This window comes from Halalkalibacter okhensis (assembly GCF_000787375.1).
GTDB classification, from domain to species: Bacteria; Bacillota; Bacilli; order Bacillales; family Bacillaceae_D; genus Halalkalibacter; species Halalkalibacter okhensis.
In genome coordinates, this window is the sequence record NZ_JRJU01000020.1 from 14,961 (window position 1) to 35,056 (window position 20,096).

The 20,096-nt window shown below is 40.2% G+C and carries 19 protein-coding genes and 1 pseudogene; 6 read left to right on the forward strand and 14 right to left on the reverse strand.

Going from position 1 to position 20,096, the window contains the following annotated elements:
- Positions 1 to 95 precede the first annotated feature (95 nt).
- The 3 genes from LQ50_RS14630 to LQ50_RS14640 all read right to left on the reverse strand — a co-directional run bounded on the left by LQ50_RS14630 (position 96) and on the right by LQ50_RS14640 (position 4,274).
- Positions 96 to 2,456 carry an FdhF/YdeP family oxidoreductase gene (locus LQ50_RS14630; RefSeq protein WP_034630666.1) on the reverse strand — a complete coding sequence of 787 codons (2,361 nt, stop codon included), beginning with the start codon at positions 2,454 to 2,456 and terminating at the stop codon, positions 96 to 98.
- Positions 2,457 to 2,594: 138 nt separating this feature from the next.
- Positions 2,595 to 2,960, reverse strand: a complete 366-nt coding sequence (locus tag LQ50_RS14635) for a Na-translocating system protein MpsC family protein (RefSeq protein ID WP_034630668.1) — start codon at positions 2,958 to 2,960, stop codon at positions 2,595 to 2,597.
- 66 nt (positions 2,961 to 3,026) lie between these two features.
- Positions 3,027 to 4,274 (reverse strand): L-lactate MFS transporter, encoded by a 1,248-nt coding sequence (locus LQ50_RS14640; protein ID WP_034630805.1) that lies wholly within the window; start codon positions 4,272 to 4,274, stop codon positions 3,027 to 3,029.
- 373 nt (positions 4,275 to 4,647) lie between these two features.
- Here LQ50_RS14640 and fdhD point away from each other — a divergent pair, with 373 nt between their 5' ends.
- Together fdhD and LQ50_RS14650 are read left to right on the forward strand one after the other, a co-directional pair.
- Positions 4,648 to 5,448, forward strand: a complete 801-nt coding sequence (gene fdhD, locus LQ50_RS14645) for a formate dehydrogenase accessory sulfurtransferase FdhD (protein WP_034630669.1) — start codon at positions 4,648 to 4,650, stop codon at positions 5,446 to 5,448.
- A gap of 16 nt (positions 5,449 to 5,464) precedes the next feature.
- On the forward strand, positions 5,465 to 5,695 hold the full coding sequence (locus tag LQ50_RS14650) for a hypothetical protein (RefSeq protein ID WP_034630671.1): 231 nt from the start codon (positions 5,465 to 5,467) through the stop codon (positions 5,693 to 5,695).
- Positions 5,696 to 5,739: 44 nt separating this feature from the next.
- Here the strand turns inward: LQ50_RS14650 and moaD are convergent, their stop codons facing one another.
- From moaD to moaA, 5 genes are all read right to left on the reverse strand, one after another.
- A complete protein-coding gene (gene moaD, locus LQ50_RS14655) occupies positions 5,740 to 5,973 on the reverse strand; it encodes a molybdopterin converting factor subunit 1 (protein WP_034630672.1) in 234 nt (77 codons plus the stop codon).
- A complete protein-coding gene (locus LQ50_RS14660) occupies positions 5,966 to 6,439 on the reverse strand; it encodes a molybdenum cofactor biosynthesis protein MoaE (RefSeq protein ID WP_034630673.1) in 474 nt (157 codons plus the stop codon). Before LQ50_RS14660 ends, moaD begins: the two co-directional genes overlap by 8 nt.
- Positions 6,423 to 6,956: a molybdopterin-guanine dinucleotide biosynthesis protein B gene (gene mobB / locus LQ50_RS14665; protein WP_034630674.1), complete on the reverse strand. Its 534-nt coding sequence runs from the start codon at positions 6,954 to 6,956 to the stop codon at positions 6,423 to 6,425. Before mobB ends, LQ50_RS14660 begins: the two co-directional genes overlap by 17 nt.
- On the reverse strand, positions 6,920 to 8,200 hold the full coding sequence (locus LQ50_RS14670; protein ID WP_034630675.1) for a molybdopterin molybdotransferase MoeA: 1,281 nt from the start codon (positions 8,198 to 8,200) through the stop codon (positions 6,920 to 6,922). The genes mobB and LQ50_RS14670 overlap by 37 nt, the downstream gene beginning before the upstream one ends.
- Before the next feature lie 92 nt (positions 8,201 to 8,292).
- Positions 8,293 to 9,309 (reverse strand): GTP 3',8-cyclase MoaA, encoded by a 1,017-nt coding sequence (gene moaA / locus LQ50_RS14675; RefSeq protein ID WP_272913725.1) that lies wholly within the window; start codon positions 9,307 to 9,309, stop codon positions 8,293 to 8,295.
- A 126-nt stretch (positions 9,310 to 9,435) separates the two neighbouring features.
- Between moaA and LQ50_RS14680 the strand changes: the two genes are divergently transcribed.
- The 4 genes and pseudogenes from LQ50_RS14680 to LQ50_RS14690 all read left to right on the forward strand — a co-directional run bounded on the left by LQ50_RS14680 (position 9,436) and on the right by LQ50_RS14690 (position 12,531).
- Positions 9,436 to 9,930, forward strand: a complete 495-nt coding sequence (locus LQ50_RS14680; RefSeq protein ID WP_034630679.1) for a MogA/MoaB family molybdenum cofactor biosynthesis protein — start codon at positions 9,436 to 9,438, stop codon at positions 9,928 to 9,930.
- A pseudogene (locus tag LQ50_RS26035) lies at positions 9,927 to 10,400 on the forward strand (molybdenum cofactor guanylyltransferase); the annotation flags it as partial. The gene LQ50_RS14680 and the pseudogene LQ50_RS26035, both read left to right, overlap by 4 nt.
- Positions 10,401 to 10,514: 114 nt before the next feature.
- The gene (gene moaC, locus LQ50_RS26040) at positions 10,515 to 11,000 is read left to right on the forward strand and encodes a cyclic pyranopterin monophosphate synthase MoaC (RefSeq protein WP_034630808.1); all 486 of its coding nucleotides are present in this window, start codon (positions 10,515 to 10,517) and stop codon (positions 10,998 to 11,000) included.
- A 361-nt stretch (positions 11,001 to 11,361) separates the two neighbouring features.
- Positions 11,362 to 12,531, forward strand: coding sequence for a tetracycline resistance MFS efflux pump (locus LQ50_RS14690; protein WP_034630682.1), 1,170 nt, complete (start codon positions 11,362 to 11,364; stop codon positions 12,529 to 12,531).
- 54 nt (positions 12,532 to 12,585) lie between these two features.
- Here LQ50_RS14690 and katX read toward each other — a convergent pair whose 3' ends face one another.
- The 6 genes from katX to LQ50_RS14720 form a co-directional block, all read right to left on the reverse strand.
- Positions 12,586 to 14,217, reverse strand: coding sequence for a catalase KatX (gene katX / locus LQ50_RS14695; RefSeq protein ID WP_373279208.1), 1,632 nt, complete (start codon positions 14,215 to 14,217; stop codon positions 12,586 to 12,588).
- A gap of 86 nt (positions 14,218 to 14,303) precedes the next feature.
- A complete protein-coding gene (locus LQ50_RS14700; protein WP_034630687.1) occupies positions 14,304 to 15,260 on the reverse strand; it encodes an ABC transporter ATP-binding protein in 957 nt (318 codons plus the stop codon).
- A gap of 25 nt (positions 15,261 to 15,285) precedes the next feature.
- Positions 15,286 to 16,248, reverse strand: a complete 963-nt coding sequence (locus LQ50_RS14705; RefSeq protein ID WP_237563720.1) for a S66 peptidase family protein — start codon at positions 16,246 to 16,248, stop codon at positions 15,286 to 15,288.
- Positions 16,249 to 16,344: 96 nt separating this feature from the next.
- Positions 16,345 to 18,012, reverse strand: coding sequence for a peptide ABC transporter substrate-binding protein (locus LQ50_RS14710; RefSeq protein ID WP_034630689.1), 1,668 nt, complete (start codon positions 18,010 to 18,012; stop codon positions 16,345 to 16,347).
- Between the two features lie 89 nt (positions 18,013 to 18,101).
- Positions 18,102 to 19,139, reverse strand: a complete 1,038-nt coding sequence (locus LQ50_RS14715; RefSeq protein WP_034630692.1) for an ABC transporter ATP-binding protein — start codon at positions 19,137 to 19,139, stop codon at positions 18,102 to 18,104.
- 3 nt (positions 19,140 to 19,142) lie between these two features.
- Positions 19,143 to 20,096, reverse strand: a complete 954-nt coding sequence (locus LQ50_RS14720) for an ABC transporter permease (protein ID WP_034630694.1) — start codon at positions 20,094 to 20,096, stop codon at positions 19,143 to 19,145.

Below are 20,096 nucleotides of genomic sequence, written 5' to 3' on the forward strand. Positions count from 1 at the left end.
CTTTTTTAGACAGACTCTTTCTTCCATCTAATAAGAAAAAGCTAATAAAAAAGGTTACCCTTAAAAATCACTCTAAAAGGTAACCTTTCTATTTTTTAACCTGGAGCAGACATTTCTAAGTCTTCTATTCTTCTTTCGACATATTTTGTGTCTTTTCTTGCATTATAGCGGTCTGCTTTTTCTACTTTGACAGTGACATTGTAATCAGGAATTTTTGCTAGTTTTTCATATCTTCCTTTTGGTAGCAAGAAGTTACCTTCTGGAAAATGAACGCCAAGATTTCCTTTTGAAATCTCTGCGTATTTCGCTTTTCCTTGGAAAACACCAAATCCATTATGAATAACAATTCCTTCCCCTTCAGCGATGCTTAATTCATGAGCATCCTCTGCATTAATGAGGACATCGTAACGCTCCGCATTGTTAAACGGATCCGTTTCCTTGTAGACCATTGAGTTAAACTGTTTTCCGCGGCGTGTCGTAAGAACAAATTGCCCTTCCTTTTTGCCCATATCAGGAATATCAACAGCAAGGAGGCTTCCTTTGCCATCTGAAGTAGGGCAGATGCCATCTTCACAAAGCCATGCCCCGCCCCATTGGAACACATCTCCTTGTTCCTTTAAGTGTTGAACACCTTCGTAATTTGGGTTGGCAATCGCTATTTCATTACGGATTTCTTGTCCTGTTTTGAAATCAACTAAATGAGCCGCTTCTGGCTTCACTCGCTTAGCGAGGTCGACATAGATCTTCCATTCTGAACGAGCTTCTTCGATATGATTTTTGTTTCCTTCGATTTCAGGTGAGAAATAGACCATTCTCTCAGTTGATGTTGACGTACCGCCGCCATCTTGCTCATAACGAGTTTTCGCTGGAAGAACGATAACAGCTTCTTTTGCATCGACTAGAGTGGATGTGTTTAAGATAATATCTTGGTGTACACGAACCTCTAATTCTGCTAATGCTTTTTCGATAAACGTAGGATCAGGCATTGTCTCTAAGAAGTTCCCACCTGACATATAGTATAGCTTCACTTTACGTTCATGGTCTTGTGGAAGAACGATGTTTTCTAATGTAATCCCCACAACATCTCCTTGCCATCTAGGAATATCAAATCCCCAGATTTTTTCCATGCGCTGGATGTTGTCTTCAACAAAATCTCCACCTGGCAATACAAATGGGTCCGCCCCCATTTCACCTGATCCTTGAACAGACGAATGTCCACGGAATGGCATTAAACCATTATTTTTGCGTCCTAAGTGTCCACGAAGAAGAGCAAGATTGGCTACTTGAGAAATATTATCTGATGCAAAAGCATGCATCGTTAATCCTAATGCCCACGCATACACCGCATTTTTGCTGTTTGCTAGTAGTTCTGATAACTCAATGATTCTCTCTTTCGTAATTCCAGCTGACTTAATAATGGCATCCCATGATTGAGTCATAACATGCGCTTTTAATTCCTCATAATCATTCACATGTTCCTGTACAAATTCATGATTAATAGCTGAACCATGAGCCTGCTCTTCCATCTCAAACCAATGCTTCATAATCCCGTGCATAAAGGCGATATCTCCACCAATGTTCACTTGATAGAAATCATCAGCAATCTTGGTTCCAAATAACGCAGATTCCGCATTCGAAGGAACCCAGTATTTATCCATGGCAGGCTCTTTATAAGGGTTAATAACAATGATTTTTGCTCCACGTTTTTTCGCCTCAAGCATATATTTCGTTGAAACAGGCGATGCATTTGATGCAACGCTTCCCCAGAATAAAAGAACATCTGCACCAAACCAATCTTGATAGTTACAGGTTGATGCACCAACCCCAATTGAACGCTTTAATGCCGTTTTACTCGGGGAGTGGCAAATACGACTGGCATTATCGATGTTATTTGCACCTAAGTAACGCGCTACTTTTGCCGCAACATAATACGATTCATTTGTAATACCTCTTGATGTTAAATAAAATGCATATTGTCTTGGATTCAATTGCTTCATTTTATCCGCAATCAGATCCATTGCCTCATCCCACGTTAATCGAGAGAATTTTCTCTCTCCTTTGCGACGAATAAGAGGATAAGGAATCCGACCTAATTTTCTTAGTTCCGTACTATCATACTTTCTTAATTCATCAATATCAGCATGCAAGATTTCTTCTTTAATAGCAGGAGCTGTGTTCAATCTAAGAACATTCAATCTTGTTGTACACATATGAGGCCCTTTTAATGTCTGATCATACATTCCTGATACACCTAAAGCACAACCATCACAAACCCCTTTAGTTAAAATTCGTGTTGCATATCCAAGATTATCTTTGTTATCCCAAGCAATTTTCATCGAATCTCGGATATGTTTTGGCTTCACTTTTCCAAGACCAAATGGAATAGGACTAACCCAATGCTTCGGTTGAAGAGCTTTTGTTGCTTTGATCGGTCCTTGATGTTTAGTTTTTCCCATAATGACTCACTCCCCAAATACTTATTACTTATCTCTATGGTTATTTCAATAAAAAAACCACCGTACTACCCCAATTTTTTTGTGGTATGGACGGTGGTTAAGTCTTTTGCAGGATCGCTACTAAGTACCAAACCAAATCTATAGTTTTTTCGAAAATTTGTCTTCTAAATTTTCATCGAATACAAAAATGGAAATTCCATAATCTTTCTCTATATCTATATCAACATAGAGGTCTAGAAACTTGCATTGCAAAAAATCTTCCATCTCAATAGGATGATTTTTCCGATACATATCTTTAACCATCTCTGTTCTGGCCGCTCTTAGCATCTGCTTTCCCTCATCGGCTGTAGCAATAAACTTCTCAACAGGAGAAAGGTTCCCTTCCATCTCACATATCACCCAATTTTTGCAAAAGGTTGTGCTTATTTTACTTGGACCTTTGCCCATATGCTTCTTTCTGAAGGAACGTACTAAGTTACTAAATTCTGCCTCGTATTTGTTCATTTTCTGTACCCTCATTTTCTTTTACTTACTAAAAGAGTAGTTCGAGTTCCTTCAAATGTCAAATAGTTAACTAGCTAAATTTTTCACATCGTTCTTCGCTTTTAATTGCTTAATATCTATTCGAATTACAAGGGAAACAATTAATGCAGCGATAAACATAAATCCAAAGATATAAAGAGTACCTGCATAGCTATCAGTTGTTTCGCGAATCCATGATGCTAGGATTGGCCCAACTAAGCCCGCTAATGCCCAAGCCGTTAAAATATAACCATGAATGGCCCCTAACTGCTTCGTCCCAAACAAATCACCAATATAGGCTGGAATCGCCGCAAACCCTCCACCATAACAGGTAAGGATCAAGAACAATACGGCTTGGAATAATATCGCATGAGTAATACTAGGAAGAGCAAAGAACGTGACAATTTGAATAACAAAGAATGCTGTATACACATTTGCTCGACCTATATAATCAGAAACAGATGCCCAGCCAATTCGACCTAAGCCATTAAATACCCCCATCACACCAACCATCGTTGCGGCAGCAGCTGCTGATAGACCAGCAATTTCTTGCGCCATCGGTGAGGCAACAGACAAAATCGCAATCCCGCAAGTTACATTGATAAATAACATGACCCATAAGTACCAGAACCTTCTTGTTTTCACCGCTTCATTTGCCGTTAATTGAGAAAGATCTGACTTCACTTTCTTGCCGTCACCTTGTACATCTGCCATGTAGCCAGCAGGCGGCCGTTCAATGTAAAGAGCTGATGCTAACATAATGATAAAATAAATAATACCTAACGTAAAAAATGTATTCGCAATACCAACTGAATCAATCAAATTGGCCATAATCGGACTAGCAATCATGGCTGAAAACCCAAATCCCATTATAGCAAGCCCTGTTGCTAATCCACGACGATCTGGGAACCATTTTACTAGAGTGGATACTGGCGTAATGTAACCAACACCAAGACCGATCCCACCAAGTGCTCCGTATGTGAAATAGAGAAGCCCAATCGACTCTATGTTGATAGCAAAGCCTGCACCGACTAAGCCAATCCCAAAAAAGGTTGCTGCCACTAACCCTGACTTTCGCGGGCCATACTTTTCAACAAAATGTCCCATAAAGGCTGCCGATAATCCTAAAAACACGATCGCAATACTAAATGTTAAAGAAACCGCACTCAAATCCCAACCAAGCTGATCCCTAATCGGGTTAGTGAAAACACTCCAAGCATACACAGAACCGATAGAAATATGAATTCCAACGGCAGCTAATGCAATCAACCAACGGTTCTTTAATTTCCCCTTCATTTCTCCCATTTTCCACACTCCTCTTCTCTCAAAAAACACAAAAAAATCGACGTAACTCTCTTAAGGGAAAAATAGAATTCCCTAAAAAAGCACGACGATTAGTCTCAAGCAGGTTTCGCTACTTTCGTACCAATAGTAATCGCTTACAACAGCTGCTCATTTAATACCGAAGACAGGGTCGCTATCTCGATTCTTAAATGTTACAGATTTATGAATGCAAATAAATCATAACCTGTTTTCAAAAAAAATTCAATATAATTATATTGTAAATCTAAAGCTTTTATGCTTGATTTTCTATTAGAAGTCTTGTCAGTTAAAAGAGAATGTGTTTATATTTGATACGTTCCTATTTTTATACAAAGGGGGAGTTTGTTTGACTGATTCACTAAGTTCAACTAGATCTATTATTAAGTATGGCCATCATCATTTCTCTAAATTAGAAGATGATATTGTAATCGAGTTCCCTTTGACTATTTATATAAATAACGAAGAATTTGCTACAATGGTTTGCAGCCCAAGAGATTTTGAGGAAATGGTCATTGGTTTTTTAGCATCGGAAGGAGTTATTCGCTTCAGAAAAGAAATTAAAGACATGACGATTGATCAAGATCGTGGGTTTGCTTACGTTCATCTACATGCAGAAGTGCAAAATCAGCAGTATTTTTCCAAGCGCTTCATCGGTTCCTGCTGCGGCAAGAGTAGACAGTTTTATTTTCAAAATGACGTGCGCACAGCCAAAACATCGATGACATCTACAACCATTACAGCTCGACAATGTATGGATTTAATGAAAAAAATGCAAGATGCTAGTGTTGTGTTTAAAAATACAGGTGGGGTTCATAATGCGGCTCTTTGTACTGCCGATGAGCTGATCGTTTCCCGCTCCGATATAGGCAGGCATAACGCACTTGACAAGCTATACGGATATTCCCTCTTAAATGGCATCACGGTTAAAGATAAAATTCTCGTATTTAGTGGCCGTATTTCATCCGAAATTTTAACGAAAGCTGCTAAAATTGGAGTCGGTATTGTATTATCAAAGTCAGCTCCTACCGATTTAGCAATCCAACTTGCAGAAGACTTAAATATCACAGCGGTCGGATTCATTAGAGGATCTTCTTTTAATATTTATTCACACCCCAAACGCATCATCCTTGATTCAGAGGGAAACTAAAATAAGGAGGGATTATATGAGCTCGTGTAAATTAGACCACCCATTAGAAGATGTCTATTCGAAGTTAGATTCACAAAAATCATTTCTACCTGCTGAGCTTTTTGAAGGTTGCCAGCAGTTTTTAGCAGAAGAACCATCCCAACTTGAGTTAAACGAATTATTTCACCTGTTAAAGAAATACGATCTAGCTTCTGAAGAAGAACAGCATAGCCGCAACGAAGCAATTGCAAGATTAATAAACGCTTAGAAGAAAACCCCTGATCCTTTATGAATCAGGGGTTTCTCCATTGGTCACCCTCCACTTACAGGAGGAATAAACGCAATCACATCTCCATCTTTTACAACTTCATTTTCATCGGCATAGCTTTCATTTATCGCAACCATCGTTTGTTCAAGTGACGTGAAATGATACTGTTGTTGTAACCAAGACTTGATGTCATCGACCGTTTCACCTGCTTTGTCAACCTCGACTTGATCTGTCCCTGCTTCTTCTTGAAGTTCAGCAAACAATAAGATTTTAATCATGTTCTCCCCCCTTAATTTTCGGTTTCCCTTCAGGATACGCAGTCTGTTCTAATTGATCACCGACCCACTTCGTCCCATCTTCCCAAAATTCTTTCTTCCATATGGGCACAATCTGCTTAATACGCTCCATCGCATATTCATTTGCTTCATAAGCGGCTTTACGATGCGGAGTCGATACAGCAATAATCACAGCAATTTCAGATATATCTAATGTTCCTACACGGTGTGTAATTGCAATCGTTGATCCTGGCCACTTATCACGAACTTCTTGGCCGATTTGCTCTAGCATTTTAATGGCCATTGGTTTATACGCTTGATATTCTAATTTAAGCGTTCGCTTCCCGTGCGTTAGCTCTCTGACAGTACCAATAAATGTAGCAATAGCGCCACATTCTCGTCTTGTCACCTTAGCGACAACTTCTTCCATCGATAACGGTGTATCTTGAATGTCAAATAGTTGACTCATGTTCATCACTCAATTTCTGTAAAATATATTCTATCGATTTTGGCGTATCATTTACGTGAAAGATTGGAAAGTCTTGTTGATCATCGGGTAGGGATTTCCATGTAATCGCACAAACGATATTGCTTGCACGTAACAAATCAACATCCTTTTCACTACGAAGAATAACCACTTTTGGATAGGGCTCTTTTTTAAATCCTTCAACCAATAAGATGTCGGGTGAAAAGGTTTCATATAGTTTCACCATTTTCTCTAGAGACCATGTTTGATTCTTAATATGAAGCTGCAAGGAGCCTCCCCCTTCAACAGCAGTCATGTCAGCTCCAGCCTCCATGTGACGCTCACTATCCTTAAGTTTGCTCTCATTTCTTTGGGGGCTTGTGTGACCATGATGCTTAATGGTTGCTACCTGTAAACCCGATTCGCTACATCGTTTAATGAGCGCTTCCATTAAAGTCGTCTTTCCACTATTTTGATAGCCGACTACCTGTAAGATGGGACAATATTGTTCCAAGGCCATTCACTTCCTTGATGATCCTCTAATAACAAGACATCAACGGTCATCTCTTTTTCATACCCTCTTGTTCCCCCAGGTAAGAGGAGCAAGCAATCCGCTCCACCTAAAGAGCTGACGATTCCTGATTTATCAACCCCAGAAGGAGAGGCGATTAATCTGCCTTCGATAAAATCTATTTTTGCCCGAACTAGCCTCATAAAAGGATTCGGTTTTGGAAAATCCGTTCCTAATGTTGCTTTCACTTTTTGCAAATGCGGGTATGTATTATATAACGCTCTTCGTAACATCGGGTGAACAAATAACTCAAAGCCAACATAACAAGCAGATGGATTTCCAGATAACCCGTAGATCATCTTCCCGTCTACTGTTGCCACAGTTGTTACACTTCCTGGTCGCATGGCTACTTTATTAAAGAGCACGGTCGCTCCTACTTGTTTTAAGATTGCTGGTACAAAATCATAATCTCCTACCGATACACCACCAGTTGTGATTAACATATCGACTTTCGATAGAGCTTCTTTTGTTGCAGCAAAACAAGCGTCCAGATCATCGTTTAATTTCCCGAAATAAACGGCTTGTCCACCCGCTCTTTCGATTTGGGCCATAATCATGTAGGCATTTGAATTTCTAATTTTACCTGGTGCAAGTGGTTCATCAATGTTTAGTAATTCACTTCCTGTTGCAATTACACCAATGACTGGCTTTTTAGCAACCGTAACTTTGTGATACCCAAAGGTTGCGAGCAATGCCACGATCCCCGGATTAATTTGCGTGCCCTTCTTTACTAATATGGTACCTTTTTGAGTGTCCTCGCCTTGATAGGAAATGTTGTTGCCTTTTTTAAACAAACGTTTGATTAGTATCTTTTTATCGCTAACTTCTTTTGTTAACTCAAGCATCACAACAGCGTCGCATCCTTTTGGAATAGGGGCTCCCGTCATAATTCTTACAGCCTGAAATGGTTTGACTTCACCTTCAAAGACATACCCTGCACCAATTTCGCCTACGACATCAAATTCAATGGGATTGTTCGAATTCGCTTCATTCGTATCTTCAGCCCGAATCGCAAAACCATCATAAGGAGAACGATCAAACGCTGGCACATCGTGAGACGCTACTAAATCTTCTGCCAAAAACCTTCCGTAACTGTCCTCTATATTCACCGTTTCAGATTGTGGATGAACCTCTTGTTCCATAACTCTTTTTACTGCTTCTTCAACTTGGATCGGCTTTCGCTTTTCTACCACAGCACTCACTCCAATTTAAATATTTCGAAAAATCCTGTTTTTATCATTCCAAACATTAGTAAATAATGCAAGGGGAATCCCCTTGCATTATTCTACCCACCAATATAGGACATTTCAATTTTCTTGCGGTTTTTGACCGTTTCTTCTGTCCGTTCTTCTGAGTACTTATCTGTACGTGCACTCCAAATCTCTGTAATCTTTGAAACGATTTCTTGATCAGAAGTATTTGCACGAATGAGCGAGCGTAAATCATAGCCTGACTCGGCAAATAAACAAGTATATAACTTTCCATCCGCTGAAATCCGAGCACGTGTGCAATTTCCACAAAAGGTATCTGAGACAGATGAAATAATGCCAATCTCTGTGTTTGTCCCACTATATCGATAGCGTGTGGCCACTTCCCCCAAATAGTCTCTTTCCACTTCTTCAATCGGTGCAATCGTTGAAACTTGTTCTAGAAGTTCTTTTTTGGTTACAACTTGAGAGAAGTCCCAGCCATTTGTTTGACCAACATCCATAAATTCAATAAAACGTAACTGAATGTCTCTTTCTTTACAGTAACGAGCTAACTTTACAACTTCCCCTTCATTTACGCCTTTTTTTACAACCATATTAATTTTAACTTCAAGTCCCGCTTCTAATGCGGCATCTATGCCTTTTAAGACGACTGCTGAGGTCACTTTTCTTCCATTCATTTGTTGGAAAATTTCCGTTGTAAGCGCATCTAAGCTAACATTCACACGCATTAAGCCCGCTTCTTTAAGTAGCTTTGCCTGTTTTACTAAATGAACGCCATTTGTCGTCAAAGCGATATCTTCAATTCCCTTAATAACCGATAGTCGCTTAATTAATTCTGGTACATTTTTTCGAAGAAGTGGTTCTCCACCTGTTAAGCGAAGTTTCTTCACTCCTAATGTGGTAAATTGCCGAACCAATCGTTCAATTTCATCAAAAGAGAGCAGTTCTTCTTCTCTCATAAATACATAATCCTCGCCGAACACTTCTTGCGGCATACAGTAGGAACAGCGGAAATTACACTTGTCCATGATTGATATACGCAAATCTTGTAATGGTCGCAAGTATTTATCTCTAACGTGATTGATTTCCAAGTCCATTCCTCCTTTTCTTTCCTCTCTCAAGATCGGCGAATATTGGTTGATTCGTAAAAAGCTGTTACTATTAATTCAGATATAATAAATCATTCTAACATAAAAAAAGGAAGGTGAAGGACTTCTATGCATAATATAAATACTTCCAAAAGTGTAAACGTTGCTATCTTAACGATTTCAGATACGCGAAATCAAGAAGATGATCGTAGCGGGCAGGCAATCCAAGCTCTTTTACAAGCAAAGGATCATTCTATTGTTGATTATCAGATTGTAAAGGATGAACTTCTTTTGATTCAAGAAGTTATCGCAACATGGACAGATAACAACGACATTCAAGCCATTATCCTTAATGGCGGAACTGGGTTTTCTCCACGTGATGTTACATATGAGGCCGTCTCTCAAGTTTTAGATAAACAGATGGACGGCTTTGGCGAATTATTTCGTATGTTAAGTTATGAAGAAATCGGTCCAAAAGCCTTATTTAGTCGAGCTGTAGCTGGAAGTAAACAAGCAACAGCTATTTATGCCTTACCAGGCTCCACAAACGCGGTGAAACTCGCTATGGAAAAATTAATATTACCAACTATCTCTCACTTTACTGACGAGCTGGTAAAGAAATGAACGTAGCAGGTATCGTTTTAGCTGGTGGACAATCTTCACGCTACGGACAACCGAAAATGTTTGAATATCATCATGGTCTTCCTTTTTATGAACACAGCACGAATGCTCTTCATGCTAGTGGGATTGATTCGGTGTATATCATTACGAATGCATCACTTGCATCGCAGTTTAACCCAAACGATGCACCTTTACTAATTGAGAAGAAACCGCACCATGGTCCGTTATTTGCGCTGACTTTTGCTATGCAAACAATTCAAGACGTTGATTGGTATGTTGTGCTAGCTGCTGACATCCCGTTTATTTCTTCAAACATCATCAACTCGTTACTAATAGAGGCAATGGACTCCTCTTATGACGCGATCGTTCCGGTCACAGGAGAAAAGGAGCAGCCATTAGTGGCTATGTATCATCGTCGATGTTTGCCATTAGCAGAAGAGCTAGTTGAAAACAATCGAAGAAGCATGCGACCATTGTTGCAAAAAGCTCAGGTAAACTATCTACACTATCCTAGTAATCAACGTGAATTTACGAATATTAACTATGAAAGTGAATGGAATAACGAAACAACTAAGGAGAGCGAAAACATGAGTGAATTTTCACATTGGAATGAAAAAGGCCGTCCCAAGATGGTTGATATTTCTCAAAAAGATCAAACAAAACGAACCGCTGTTGCCCAAAGTACGATTGTCTTAAAAAAAGAATTATATGATGCCATTCAAAATGCCCAAATCAAAAAAGGCGATCCCCTTCAAGTGGCCCAAATTGCAGGGATTATGGCAGCGAAAAAAACACCTGACTTGATCCCGATGTGCCATCCTATTCAAATTACAGGAGTCGATTTTCACTTTGAATACAAGGAAGCGTCCGATGGATATGAACTCATCATGCAAGCGGAAGTCTCCTGCAAAGGAAATACAGGTGTCGAAATGGAAGCATTAACAGCTGTATCAGCTGCTGCATTAACGTTCTATGATATGTGTAAAGCCGTAGATAAGAGCATGATCATCAAAGACACCTTCCTCCTAAGCAAAACAGGCGGAAAAAATGGCGACTACACTTCCGGGAGATAAGAGAGCACTGAAATAGGCGTTTTTTGAGGCTGCTGAAAAAGGGACGATTTTCACCTTTTTCAGCAGCCTTTAAGCAATGAGCGGAACCATTGCTGCTTTCTTGAATCCTCTAAAAGTCTTTTTCAGTACCTTCGTCTTTTTACCCCCTTTATTTTGCAAAGCTAACGTATCATTTCAAAAGCACAAACACTGTGATACTGGTCACTATTTATTTCAGAAGTAGACCTTCTATACGTTCGTCCCCGTGGTTAACAATCGTTCGACTAGAAAATAGTATAGCAATCAGTGTATAATGAACTATTGGAATGCCTTTACATACTCAAATATTAAAACTTGCTTGAAACTGGAGTGAACATACATTTTGGAAAATAAGAAAGCGTTACCTGTATTATTTGCAGTTATGTTTCTTGTTATGGTTGGGTTTGGAATTATTATACCTGTTATGCCCTTCTATGCAGAAGAAATTGGAGCAACTCCGACACAATTAGGTCTATTAATGGCCGTCTATTCCTTTATGCAACTTCTATTTGCTCCGATGTGGGGACGGGTCTCAGACCAAATTGGACGAAAACCTGTTATTATGATCGGGATATTTGGACTAGCTCTTTCCTTTTTCTTGTTAGCTGTCTCTTCTACTCTCTGGATGCTTTTTGCAGCGAGAATTATTGGGGGATTCTTCTCTTCGGCTAATATGCCGACAGTGATGGCTTATGTCGCTGATATTACCTCAGAGGAAGATCGCGGCAAAGGGATGGGGATCATAGGTGCTTCAATCGGTCTAGGTTTTATTTTCGGACCGGCCATTGGTGGCATCTTCTCACAAACGAATTTAAGTTTGCCCTTTTATTTAGCTGGTGCTTTATCCGTGGTTACATGTTTATTCGTATTCATCGTTTTAAAAGAATCGTTAACACCCGAACAACGGAACAAGCAATTACGAGAACGAACACCATTACGGGCAGCCTTTAAAGGCCCCGTTTCGATTTTATTTATTTTGCAGTGGTTTGTTTCGTTATCGCTAGCTAGTCTTGAAGCAACATTTGCTTATTTTGCTTATGAAAGAGCTCAATTAAGTGCTGTTGAGTTAGGCTACATCTTTATGATTATGGGGTTAGCCGGTGCCCTTGTTCAAGGCGGCTTAGTTGGAAGGCTTACGAAGAAATACGGAGAAGGATCGGTTATTCAATTAGGGATCATCATTTCCGCCATTGGCTTCGGGCTCATTTTATTCATTGATAGTTTTGTGACAGCTGCCATATTTTTAACCGTGTTTGGTGTTGGGAATGGCTTGATACGTCCAAGCGTATCCTCATTACTGACCAAAGCCTCTCCAACCGGCTACGGACGAACGACAGGGCTTTTATCATCATTTGACTCACTTGGCCGCATTATCGGTCCACCACTTGGGGGCTGGCTCTTTACCGTGACAATTGGCCTACCTTATATGCTAGGGATTGCCTTATCGATTTTCGCCTTGATATTATATCGAGTGTACAAAGCAAAAGCGCACACCCCAGTTCCAGGAACGTAAGAAAAAGGGCCAGCCCCCTATTAGTTAACTAATAGGGGGCTGGCCCTAATTTTTTTAATACGGATCTGATGGATGGCTTTGATCTTGCGCGTCTTGAACGGCTTGCTCCGTTTGGGTTGTACCTATCGGACCTGATTCACCTGATTCCATCTCTTTCATCTTCGCTGCAATTCCATCAGCTACTCTTTTTCCATACTCTGCATCGGCTTGAGTGAAATTCTCAATCATCTGATCTTGAATTTCCTTTCTACATGGAGCTAGCGTGTTCACTAAGTTTTTAATTAGCTCATCACGTTCAAAATCGGAGAATCTCCGGTAGGTTTCACCAGCTTGACCGAAGTTGTTTGTCCGGTCAATGGACTCTCGTTTCAGCTCTCCTTCCACATAAGGGGTATGCTCTTTGCCTGGATTTTTTGCTTCTTTTAACCCACCAATGGTTGAAGGCTCATAATTTACGTGAGGATTTTGGTTTTTCCCTTGATCAACCTTATACTCCATTTGTCCATCACGTTGATTTGTTGCCACATGCTTCTTCGGTGAGTTGATCGGCAGTTGCAAATAATTAGCACCTACACGATAGCGTTGAGTATCTGAATAGGAGAACGTTCTTCCTTGTAACAGCTTATCATCAGAGAAATCAAGGCCATCAACAAGAACCCCTGTCCCAAATGCCGCTTGCTCTACTTCAGCGAAATAGTTTTCTGGATTTTTATTTAGAACCATTTTCCCTACTGGTAGCCAAGGAACATCATCTTTGTACCAAAGCTTCGTTGGATCTAGTGGATCGTAATCCAACTCAGGATGGTCATCATCACTTAAGATTTGGACAAAGAGCTCCCATTCAGGATAGTCGCCATTTTCAATCGCTTCGTACAAGTCTTGTGTTGCATGGTTGAAATTCTTCGATTGAATCTCTTCTGCTTCTTCCTGCGTTAAGTTTTTAATGCCTTGTTTCGGCTCAAAGTGGTACTTCACAAGGAACCCTTTTCCTTCTTTGTTCACCCATTTATATGTATTCACTCCAGAACCTTGCATCATCCGGTAGTTCGCTGGAATACCCCAAGGTGAAAATAAGAAGGTAACCATATGAGTCGCTTCAGGAGAATTGGAAACAAAGTCGAAAATTCGTTCACCATCCTGAATATTTGTAACGGGATCTGGCTTAAAGGCATGTACTAAATCAGGAAACTTTAATGGATCTCGAATAAAGAAAATCTTCAAATTATTCCCAACCAAATCCCAATTGCCATCCTCTGTGTAAAACTTCACGGCAAAGCCTCTTGGATCACGTAATGTTTCAGGAGAATGCCCCCCATGAATAACAGAAGAAAAACGGACAAATACAGGCGTTTGCTTCCCTTTCTCTTGGAATACCTTTGCTCGCGTATATTTTGATACCGGCTCATCTCCAACAGTACCATAAGCTTCAAAATATCCGTGCGCCCCCGCACCACGAGCATGAACAACACGCTCAGGAATACGCTCACGATCAAAATGACTTATTTTTTCAAGAAAATCATAATTTTCTAATGTTGTTGGACCACGATTTCCTACCGTACGGACATTTTGATTGTTTGTAACGGGATGGCCCTGCCTATTCGTTAACGTGTCTTCTGTTTCATTGGATCCTGTTACTTCATTTTCGTCTTTCACTGCATTCCCTCCTTTTTTATGTTCAGTTACCAATATGTCCAACTAAAAATCATTCAAAACAAAAAAGGTAATGATTTACATAAAAAAACTCTCTACCGTCCTCAGGTAGAGAGCTAAGCTTATGAATAAAGATGACAGGCTACAAAGTGGTTCGGCTCGACTTCTGTCCAATCTGGTTTGCTGCTTGCACAAACATCTGTCGCAACAGGACATCGTGTCCGGAAAACACACCCACTCGGTGGATTAATTTGACTAGGAACTTCGCCTTCTAGAATGTCACGCTTTCTTTGTTCTTCAATATTTGGGTCAGGTATCGGAATCGCTGAGAGCAATGACTTCGTATATGGATGCAATGGATGGTCATACAATTGGTCGCTTGTTGTAAGTTCCATCATTTGTCCTAAATACATCACACCGATTCGATCACTTATATGTTTCACCATCGCTAAGTCATGCGCAATAAATAAATACGTCAATTGCTTTTCTTTTTGTAATTTCTTCATTAAATTTACAACTTGCGCCTGTACAGACACGTCTAATGCTGAAATGGGCTCATCTGCAATGATAAAAGAAGGGTCTACAGCTAAGGCACGTGCAATGCCAATTCTTTGCCTCTGTCCCCCACTAAATTCATGTGGAAAACGACTAGCATGCTCCCGATTTAATCCAACGGTTTCTAATAATTCATATACTCTCTCTAGCCGTTTTTTCTTACTAAACAGACCGTGAATATCCATTCCTTCTGCGATAATATCGGTTACTGTCATCCGAGGATTCAACGATGCATAAGGATCCTGGAAGATCATTTGCACATGTCGATTAAATGCTTTCTTCTGTTTGCTATTCATCTTATGTACATCTTGACCATTAAATAAAACTTGCCCTTCCGTACAATGATATAGATTTATTAATGTGCGTCCCGTTGTGGATTTACCACAGCCTGATTCACCTACAAGGCCAAGCGTTTCTCCTTCATAGATGTCAAAAGATAAACCATCCACTGCTTTTAAAATTTGTTTGTTTTCTACCTCAAAATGCTTCTTTAACCCTTTCACCTCTACTAGTTTTGTACCCATAAGACACCTCCAAGCTGATCTGCACTTACCACGTTTCTATTCCTGAATCTATTATTGTTACTGTTTTTTTAGTCGCATCTACATGCGCTTCAATCCCGATTGGTACAGCTAAATTAGGCGAACAATGGCCAATGGAAAGCCCACTTAAAGTTGGCTTTTGAAATGGAACAATATGATCATAAAAAAGTTGGTTGATGCTTAATGATTGCATTCGTTTCATAGGGACACAATTATGAAAGTCACAAAGAACAATGGCTTTTGCATCTGCAAATTTGCCTGCTAACCGCAGTTGATTAAGCATCCGATCTAGCCGATAAGGCTCCTCATCTACTTCCTCTATAAATAAGACCTTATTTAAACAATCAATCTCATATTCAGTTCCAAGTGAACTAGTTAAAAGAGTTAGATTGCCCCCAACAAGTGGACCTTTTGCATAGCCTTCTACTAATGTATCTAGTGGACGAATCGAATCAGAGTAGCACAAGGAGATCGGTTCAAACAATTGGTTAAATGTTTCTCGGGTCAAATGATGAACATTTTCACTTAAGTCAGAGCTTAACATCGGTCCATGAAACGTAACGAGCCCTGTTTGTTGATGGATGGCATGTAATAAAAACGTTATATCACTATAACCCCAAAAAATTTTCGGGTTTGCTTCGATCAATTCATAATCAATCATGGAAGCGATTCTTGCTGTTCCGTATCCTCCACAAACACAGAAGATCGCCTTTATTTGTTTGTCGGTGAATGCTGCATGTAATTCCTCCACTCGTTGTTGATCGGTACCGGCCAAATAGCCATGTTCTCTTGAAAGTGAGCTACCTACTTGAACAACTAGACCCAATTGTTCCAAAAATGGAATAGCTCGATTTGCTGCTTCTATATTCGGGCTGCTGGCTGGTGCAATAACGGCTACCTGATCTCCACGCTCTAACTTCGCCGGTTTGATCAACGGCTTCTTTACAGTATGCTCCTCTACCGACTTCAAATATTGTCCCCCCTAAACATACAAAACTGAAAGAGAGGATGACGCAAACAGCTATTTAAATTGGTCATCCTCACCCTTTTCATTTGCGTATTCTTATTAATCTACAAATCTAGCCCATTTTAATTCAGTAAATCCAACGAAGTGAGTAATCACATTTTCCACTTCTGGATTAACAAGATAGCTTCGGTTATAGAAATAAATTGGGTTCACGATAGCTTCCTCCATTAAAAGTTCTTCTGCTTCCATTAGAAGCTCAAAACGTTTTTCTGGATCGGCTTCTTCGTAGCTAGCATTGACGATATCAACATATTGTTGGTGAACCTCACCTTCCCAGTCCCCACGGTTAAATCCAGAACCCGGTAAGAAGTTGTCCAAATAGTTGATCGGGTCGTTGTAGCCACCAAGATAACTACCACGGAAGTAATGGAATTCCCCTTCGTTTGAACGATCTCTAAATACTTCCCACTCTTGGTTAAATAACTCCACTTCAATATCTAAACTCTCACGAATCATTTCTTGAAGAGCTTGTGATCTTGTGCTGTGTAAATCACTTGTATTATAGGAAAGAGTGACCGTTGGTAATTCGTCATACCCTTCTTCTTCCATCCCTAATGCTAATAATTCACGTGCCTTTTCTGGATCATACTCAAAATAGTGCCCAACATTGTCTCCCCACGTACCACCAGCTGGGTGCTCAAAATCAGGGTGTACCCAACCATAAGCTGCAGGTTCACCAGATTTATTAACAAACTCTACAATATCTTCTCGGTTGATCGCATACATAAATGCTTTACGAATGTTTTTGTTTTGGAATGGTTCTGTTTGAGTGTGAAAAAATTGATACTCAATTCCAGAACGTGGAGCCATATACATTTCAGGGTGATCTAAATACTCTTCTCCTAAGTCAGCCGGAACCGATGATACATGTAAGTCACCAGCTTGATATAATGAAAATGCTGTATTTTCATCATCAACCATTACATATTCAATTCTTTCGACTTCAACTGTATTAGCGTCCCAATATGTTTCATTTTTTTCTACTACTAAATAGTCATCATGAGCCCACTCTGTAATTGTGAATGGTCCATTTGTTACTAGCGTATCAACACTCCCTGCCCAGTTAGCATCCGCTTCAACTGTCTCTTGATGAACCGGGAACATTTGCGGCATCGCGACAATCGATAAGAAGAAATCAATCGGATACGTTAACGTAACTTCTAATGTACCCTCATCTAATGCTTCGACTAGCATATCTTCCTCTGAACCTTCTCCACTGTTATACGCTTCTGCTCCAGCGATCCAATAAGAATGTGAGGCTGCTGGTGAAGCTGTTTCAGGATCTGCTAATCTCTTAAATGAATATTCAAAATCGTAAGCAGTAACAGGCTCGCCATTTGTCCACTCGGCATCCTCACGAATATGGAATGTGTACACCAATCCATCGTCAGAAACGTCCCAGCTTTCTGCCATGGCTGGTTCCGGAACTGGTGCGTCTTTAGCAAGACGAGTTAATCCTTCCATTACGTTGTTTAATATATTGTACGAATATTCATCGTTACCAATAGGTGGATCTAGGGACGTAGGTTCTTGTCCATTATTCAAATGTAACGTACGACCGTCACCGGCTGGAGCTTCAGGACTTTCCGTTTCTTCATCTGTCCCATCACTTGATTCTTGTGCAGTTTCATCACTTGAACATGCAGCTAGAAGTAATACACTACTTAACAAACCAACGAACAACAACATTAGTAATTTCTTGCTCATCTTGTATTTCCCCCTTTGATCTCAATTGTTCTCCTTCTCCCATTTCTGTGTAACTCGTCTTCATCCCCCCTTACTTTAGTAAACTTGTTTTATAATAGTTTGATTTTTGGACCGTCACTTGGAAATTGAATTTTTTTTGCGCGTTCATCTTGAAGCCAGCAACGGACACTATGATTTTTGGTTACTTGGGTAGACTCTGGATCATACTGAATGCAAACATCCATCGCATAATCACATCTTTTGGCAAATGGACAGCCCTTTGGCGGAGATAGCAAATCTGGTGGTGTACCATGAATCGGAATCAGTGGTTGATTGCGATCATCATTTAATCTAGGAACCGATTTAAGCAATCCTTTTGTATATGGGTGTTGTGGGTGATAAAAGATTTCTTTCACTTGCCCTGATTCAATCACTCGACCAGCATACATTACGTTAATGCGATCAGCTATTTGAGCAACAAGGCCAAGATCATGCGTAATTAAAATAATGGCGATTCCCGTTCGTTTTTGAATATCCTTAAAAAGATCAATGATTTGCGCTTGAATGGTCACATCAAGGGCTGTTGTAGGCTCATCGGCTATTAAAACCTGTGGCTCATTGACTAAAGCCATCGCAATCATAATCCTTTGCCTCATCCCCCCACTAAATTGATGAGGATACTGCTTTAAGCGCTCTTTTGGGTTAGCAATTCCTACTAACTTTAAGATCTTAATGACTTTTTCTTCAACTTCACTCTTGGTGAGATTTGGATTCTTTAGTAGACTTTCAGAAATTTGTTCACCGATTGTGAGAACAGGATTTAACGACGTCATAGGATCTTGGAAGATCATCCCGATATCACTTCCACGAACTTTTCGCATTTGCTTCTCTGTGTACGTCGTTAAATCGTTTCCTTTTAACTTAATGCTTCCTTGTTTGATCTTGCCGGGAGGCTCTGGAATCAGCCTCATTATGCTTTGGGCTGTCACACTCTTTCCACAGCCAGACTCCCCGACAATGGCTAACGTTTCTCCTTTGTTTAAGGTGAAGTTCACCCCTCTTACAGCTTGAACCTCGCCATTGCGGGTTTGAAAAGACACATATAAATCCGCTACATCTAATATTGGCTCACTCTTTTTTTCTTTCATCTTTTACCTCCTCATCTTCGGATCTAATGCATCACGCAAGCCATCACCGAATACGTTAAAGGCGAACATCGTTAGTGAAATCATCACTGCGGGAAATACTAAGCGCCACCAGTACCCCGTATTTAATACACCAAGCGCATCATTGGCCATCGTCCCCCAACTCGCAATTGGGGCTTGTACACCTAAGCCTAAAAAGCTTAGAAACGCCTCTGCAAATATTGCTCCGGGAACCGTTAATGTCATCGAAACGATGATCGGTCCCATCGAATTAGGCAATAAATGTTTGCGAACAATTCTTGATGTACTTCCACCAAGTACTTTCGAAGCCAGGACATATTCATTTGACTTCAATTGCAGCACTTGTCCCCTCACAATCCTGGCCATGCCAATCCATCCAGTCAAAGAGAGCGCCACAATGATAGTGAAAACACCTGGGTCCATCACAACCATAAGCAAAATAACAACAAGTAAATACGGTAGGCCATAAAGAACATCGACGATTCTCATCATGATGTTGTCCACTCTTCCCCCTTTATAACCCGACAATCCACCGTAAGAAACACCAATCACAAACTCAATCAAAGCAGCAGCAAAACCAATAAATAATGAAACACGTGCCCCGTACCAAACCCTCGTGAACATATCTCTTCCTAATTCATCTGTCCCAAACCAATGGGTCGATGAAGGTGCTTGATTTTGGTTAGAGAGGACACCTTCGCGATAATCGTAAGGAGTGAGCCAAGGTCCAATAATGGCCATGATGATCATAATGACAATTAAAACGAGTCCAAGGACAGCCACTTTATTCTTCATTAGTCGATACCAAGCATCTTGCCAAAATCCGACGCTCGGACGCATAAATTCAGCTTCGTTGCCTCCACCTTTTTTCACAGGGGTAAAAAGGTCATCAGGTATCCTTTTATCTTCTTTCTTAGACGCTCTTGCTGAATGATCCAT

Coding starts and splice junctions, on each gene's coding strand:
- LQ50_RS14650 (WP_034630671.1), top strand. CDS start 5,465: ATGAGCTCGTGTAAATTAGACCACCCATTAGAAGATGTCTATTCGAAG.
- LQ50_RS14660 (WP_034630673.1), bottom strand. CDS start 6,439: ATGAGTCAACTATTTGACATTCAAGATACACCGTTATCGATGGAAGAA.
- LQ50_RS14680 (WP_034630679.1), top strand. CDS start 9,436: ATGCATAATATAAATACTTCCAAAAGTGTAAACGTTGCTATCTTAACG.
- LQ50_RS14640 (WP_034630805.1), bottom strand. CDS start 4,274: ATGAAGGGGAAATTAAAGAACCGTTGGTTGATTGCATTAGCTGCCGTT.
- LQ50_RS14700 (WP_034630687.1), bottom strand. CDS start 15,260: ATGGGTACAAAACTAGTAGAGGTGAAAGGGTTAAAGAAGCATTTTGAG.
- LQ50_RS14715 (WP_034630692.1), bottom strand. CDS start 19,139: ATGAAAGAAAAAAAGAGTGAGCCAATATTAGATGTAGCGGATTTATAT.
- LQ50_RS14720 (WP_034630694.1), bottom strand. CDS start 20,096: ATGGATCATTCAGCAAGAGCGTCTAAGAAAGAAGATAAAAGGATACCT.
- LQ50_RS14630 (WP_034630666.1), bottom strand. CDS start 2,456: ATGGGAAAAACTAAACATCAAGGACCGATCAAAGCAACAAAAGCTCTT.
- LQ50_RS14635 (WP_034630668.1), bottom strand. CDS start 2,960: ATGAACAAATACGAGGCAGAATTTAGTAACTTAGTACGTTCCTTCAGA.
- mobB (WP_034630674.1), bottom strand. CDS start 6,956: ATGGCCTTGGAACAATATTGTCCCATCTTACAGGTAGTCGGCTATCAA.
- moaD (WP_034630672.1), bottom strand. CDS start 5,973: ATGATTAAAATCTTATTGTTTGCTGAACTTCAAGAAGAAGCAGGGACA.
- LQ50_RS14710 (WP_034630689.1), bottom strand. CDS start 18,012: ATGAGCAAGAAATTACTAATGTTGTTGTTCGTTGGTTTGTTAAGTAGT.
- moaC (WP_034630808.1), top strand. CDS start 10,515: ATGAGTGAATTTTCACATTGGAATGAAAAAGGCCGTCCCAAGATGGTT.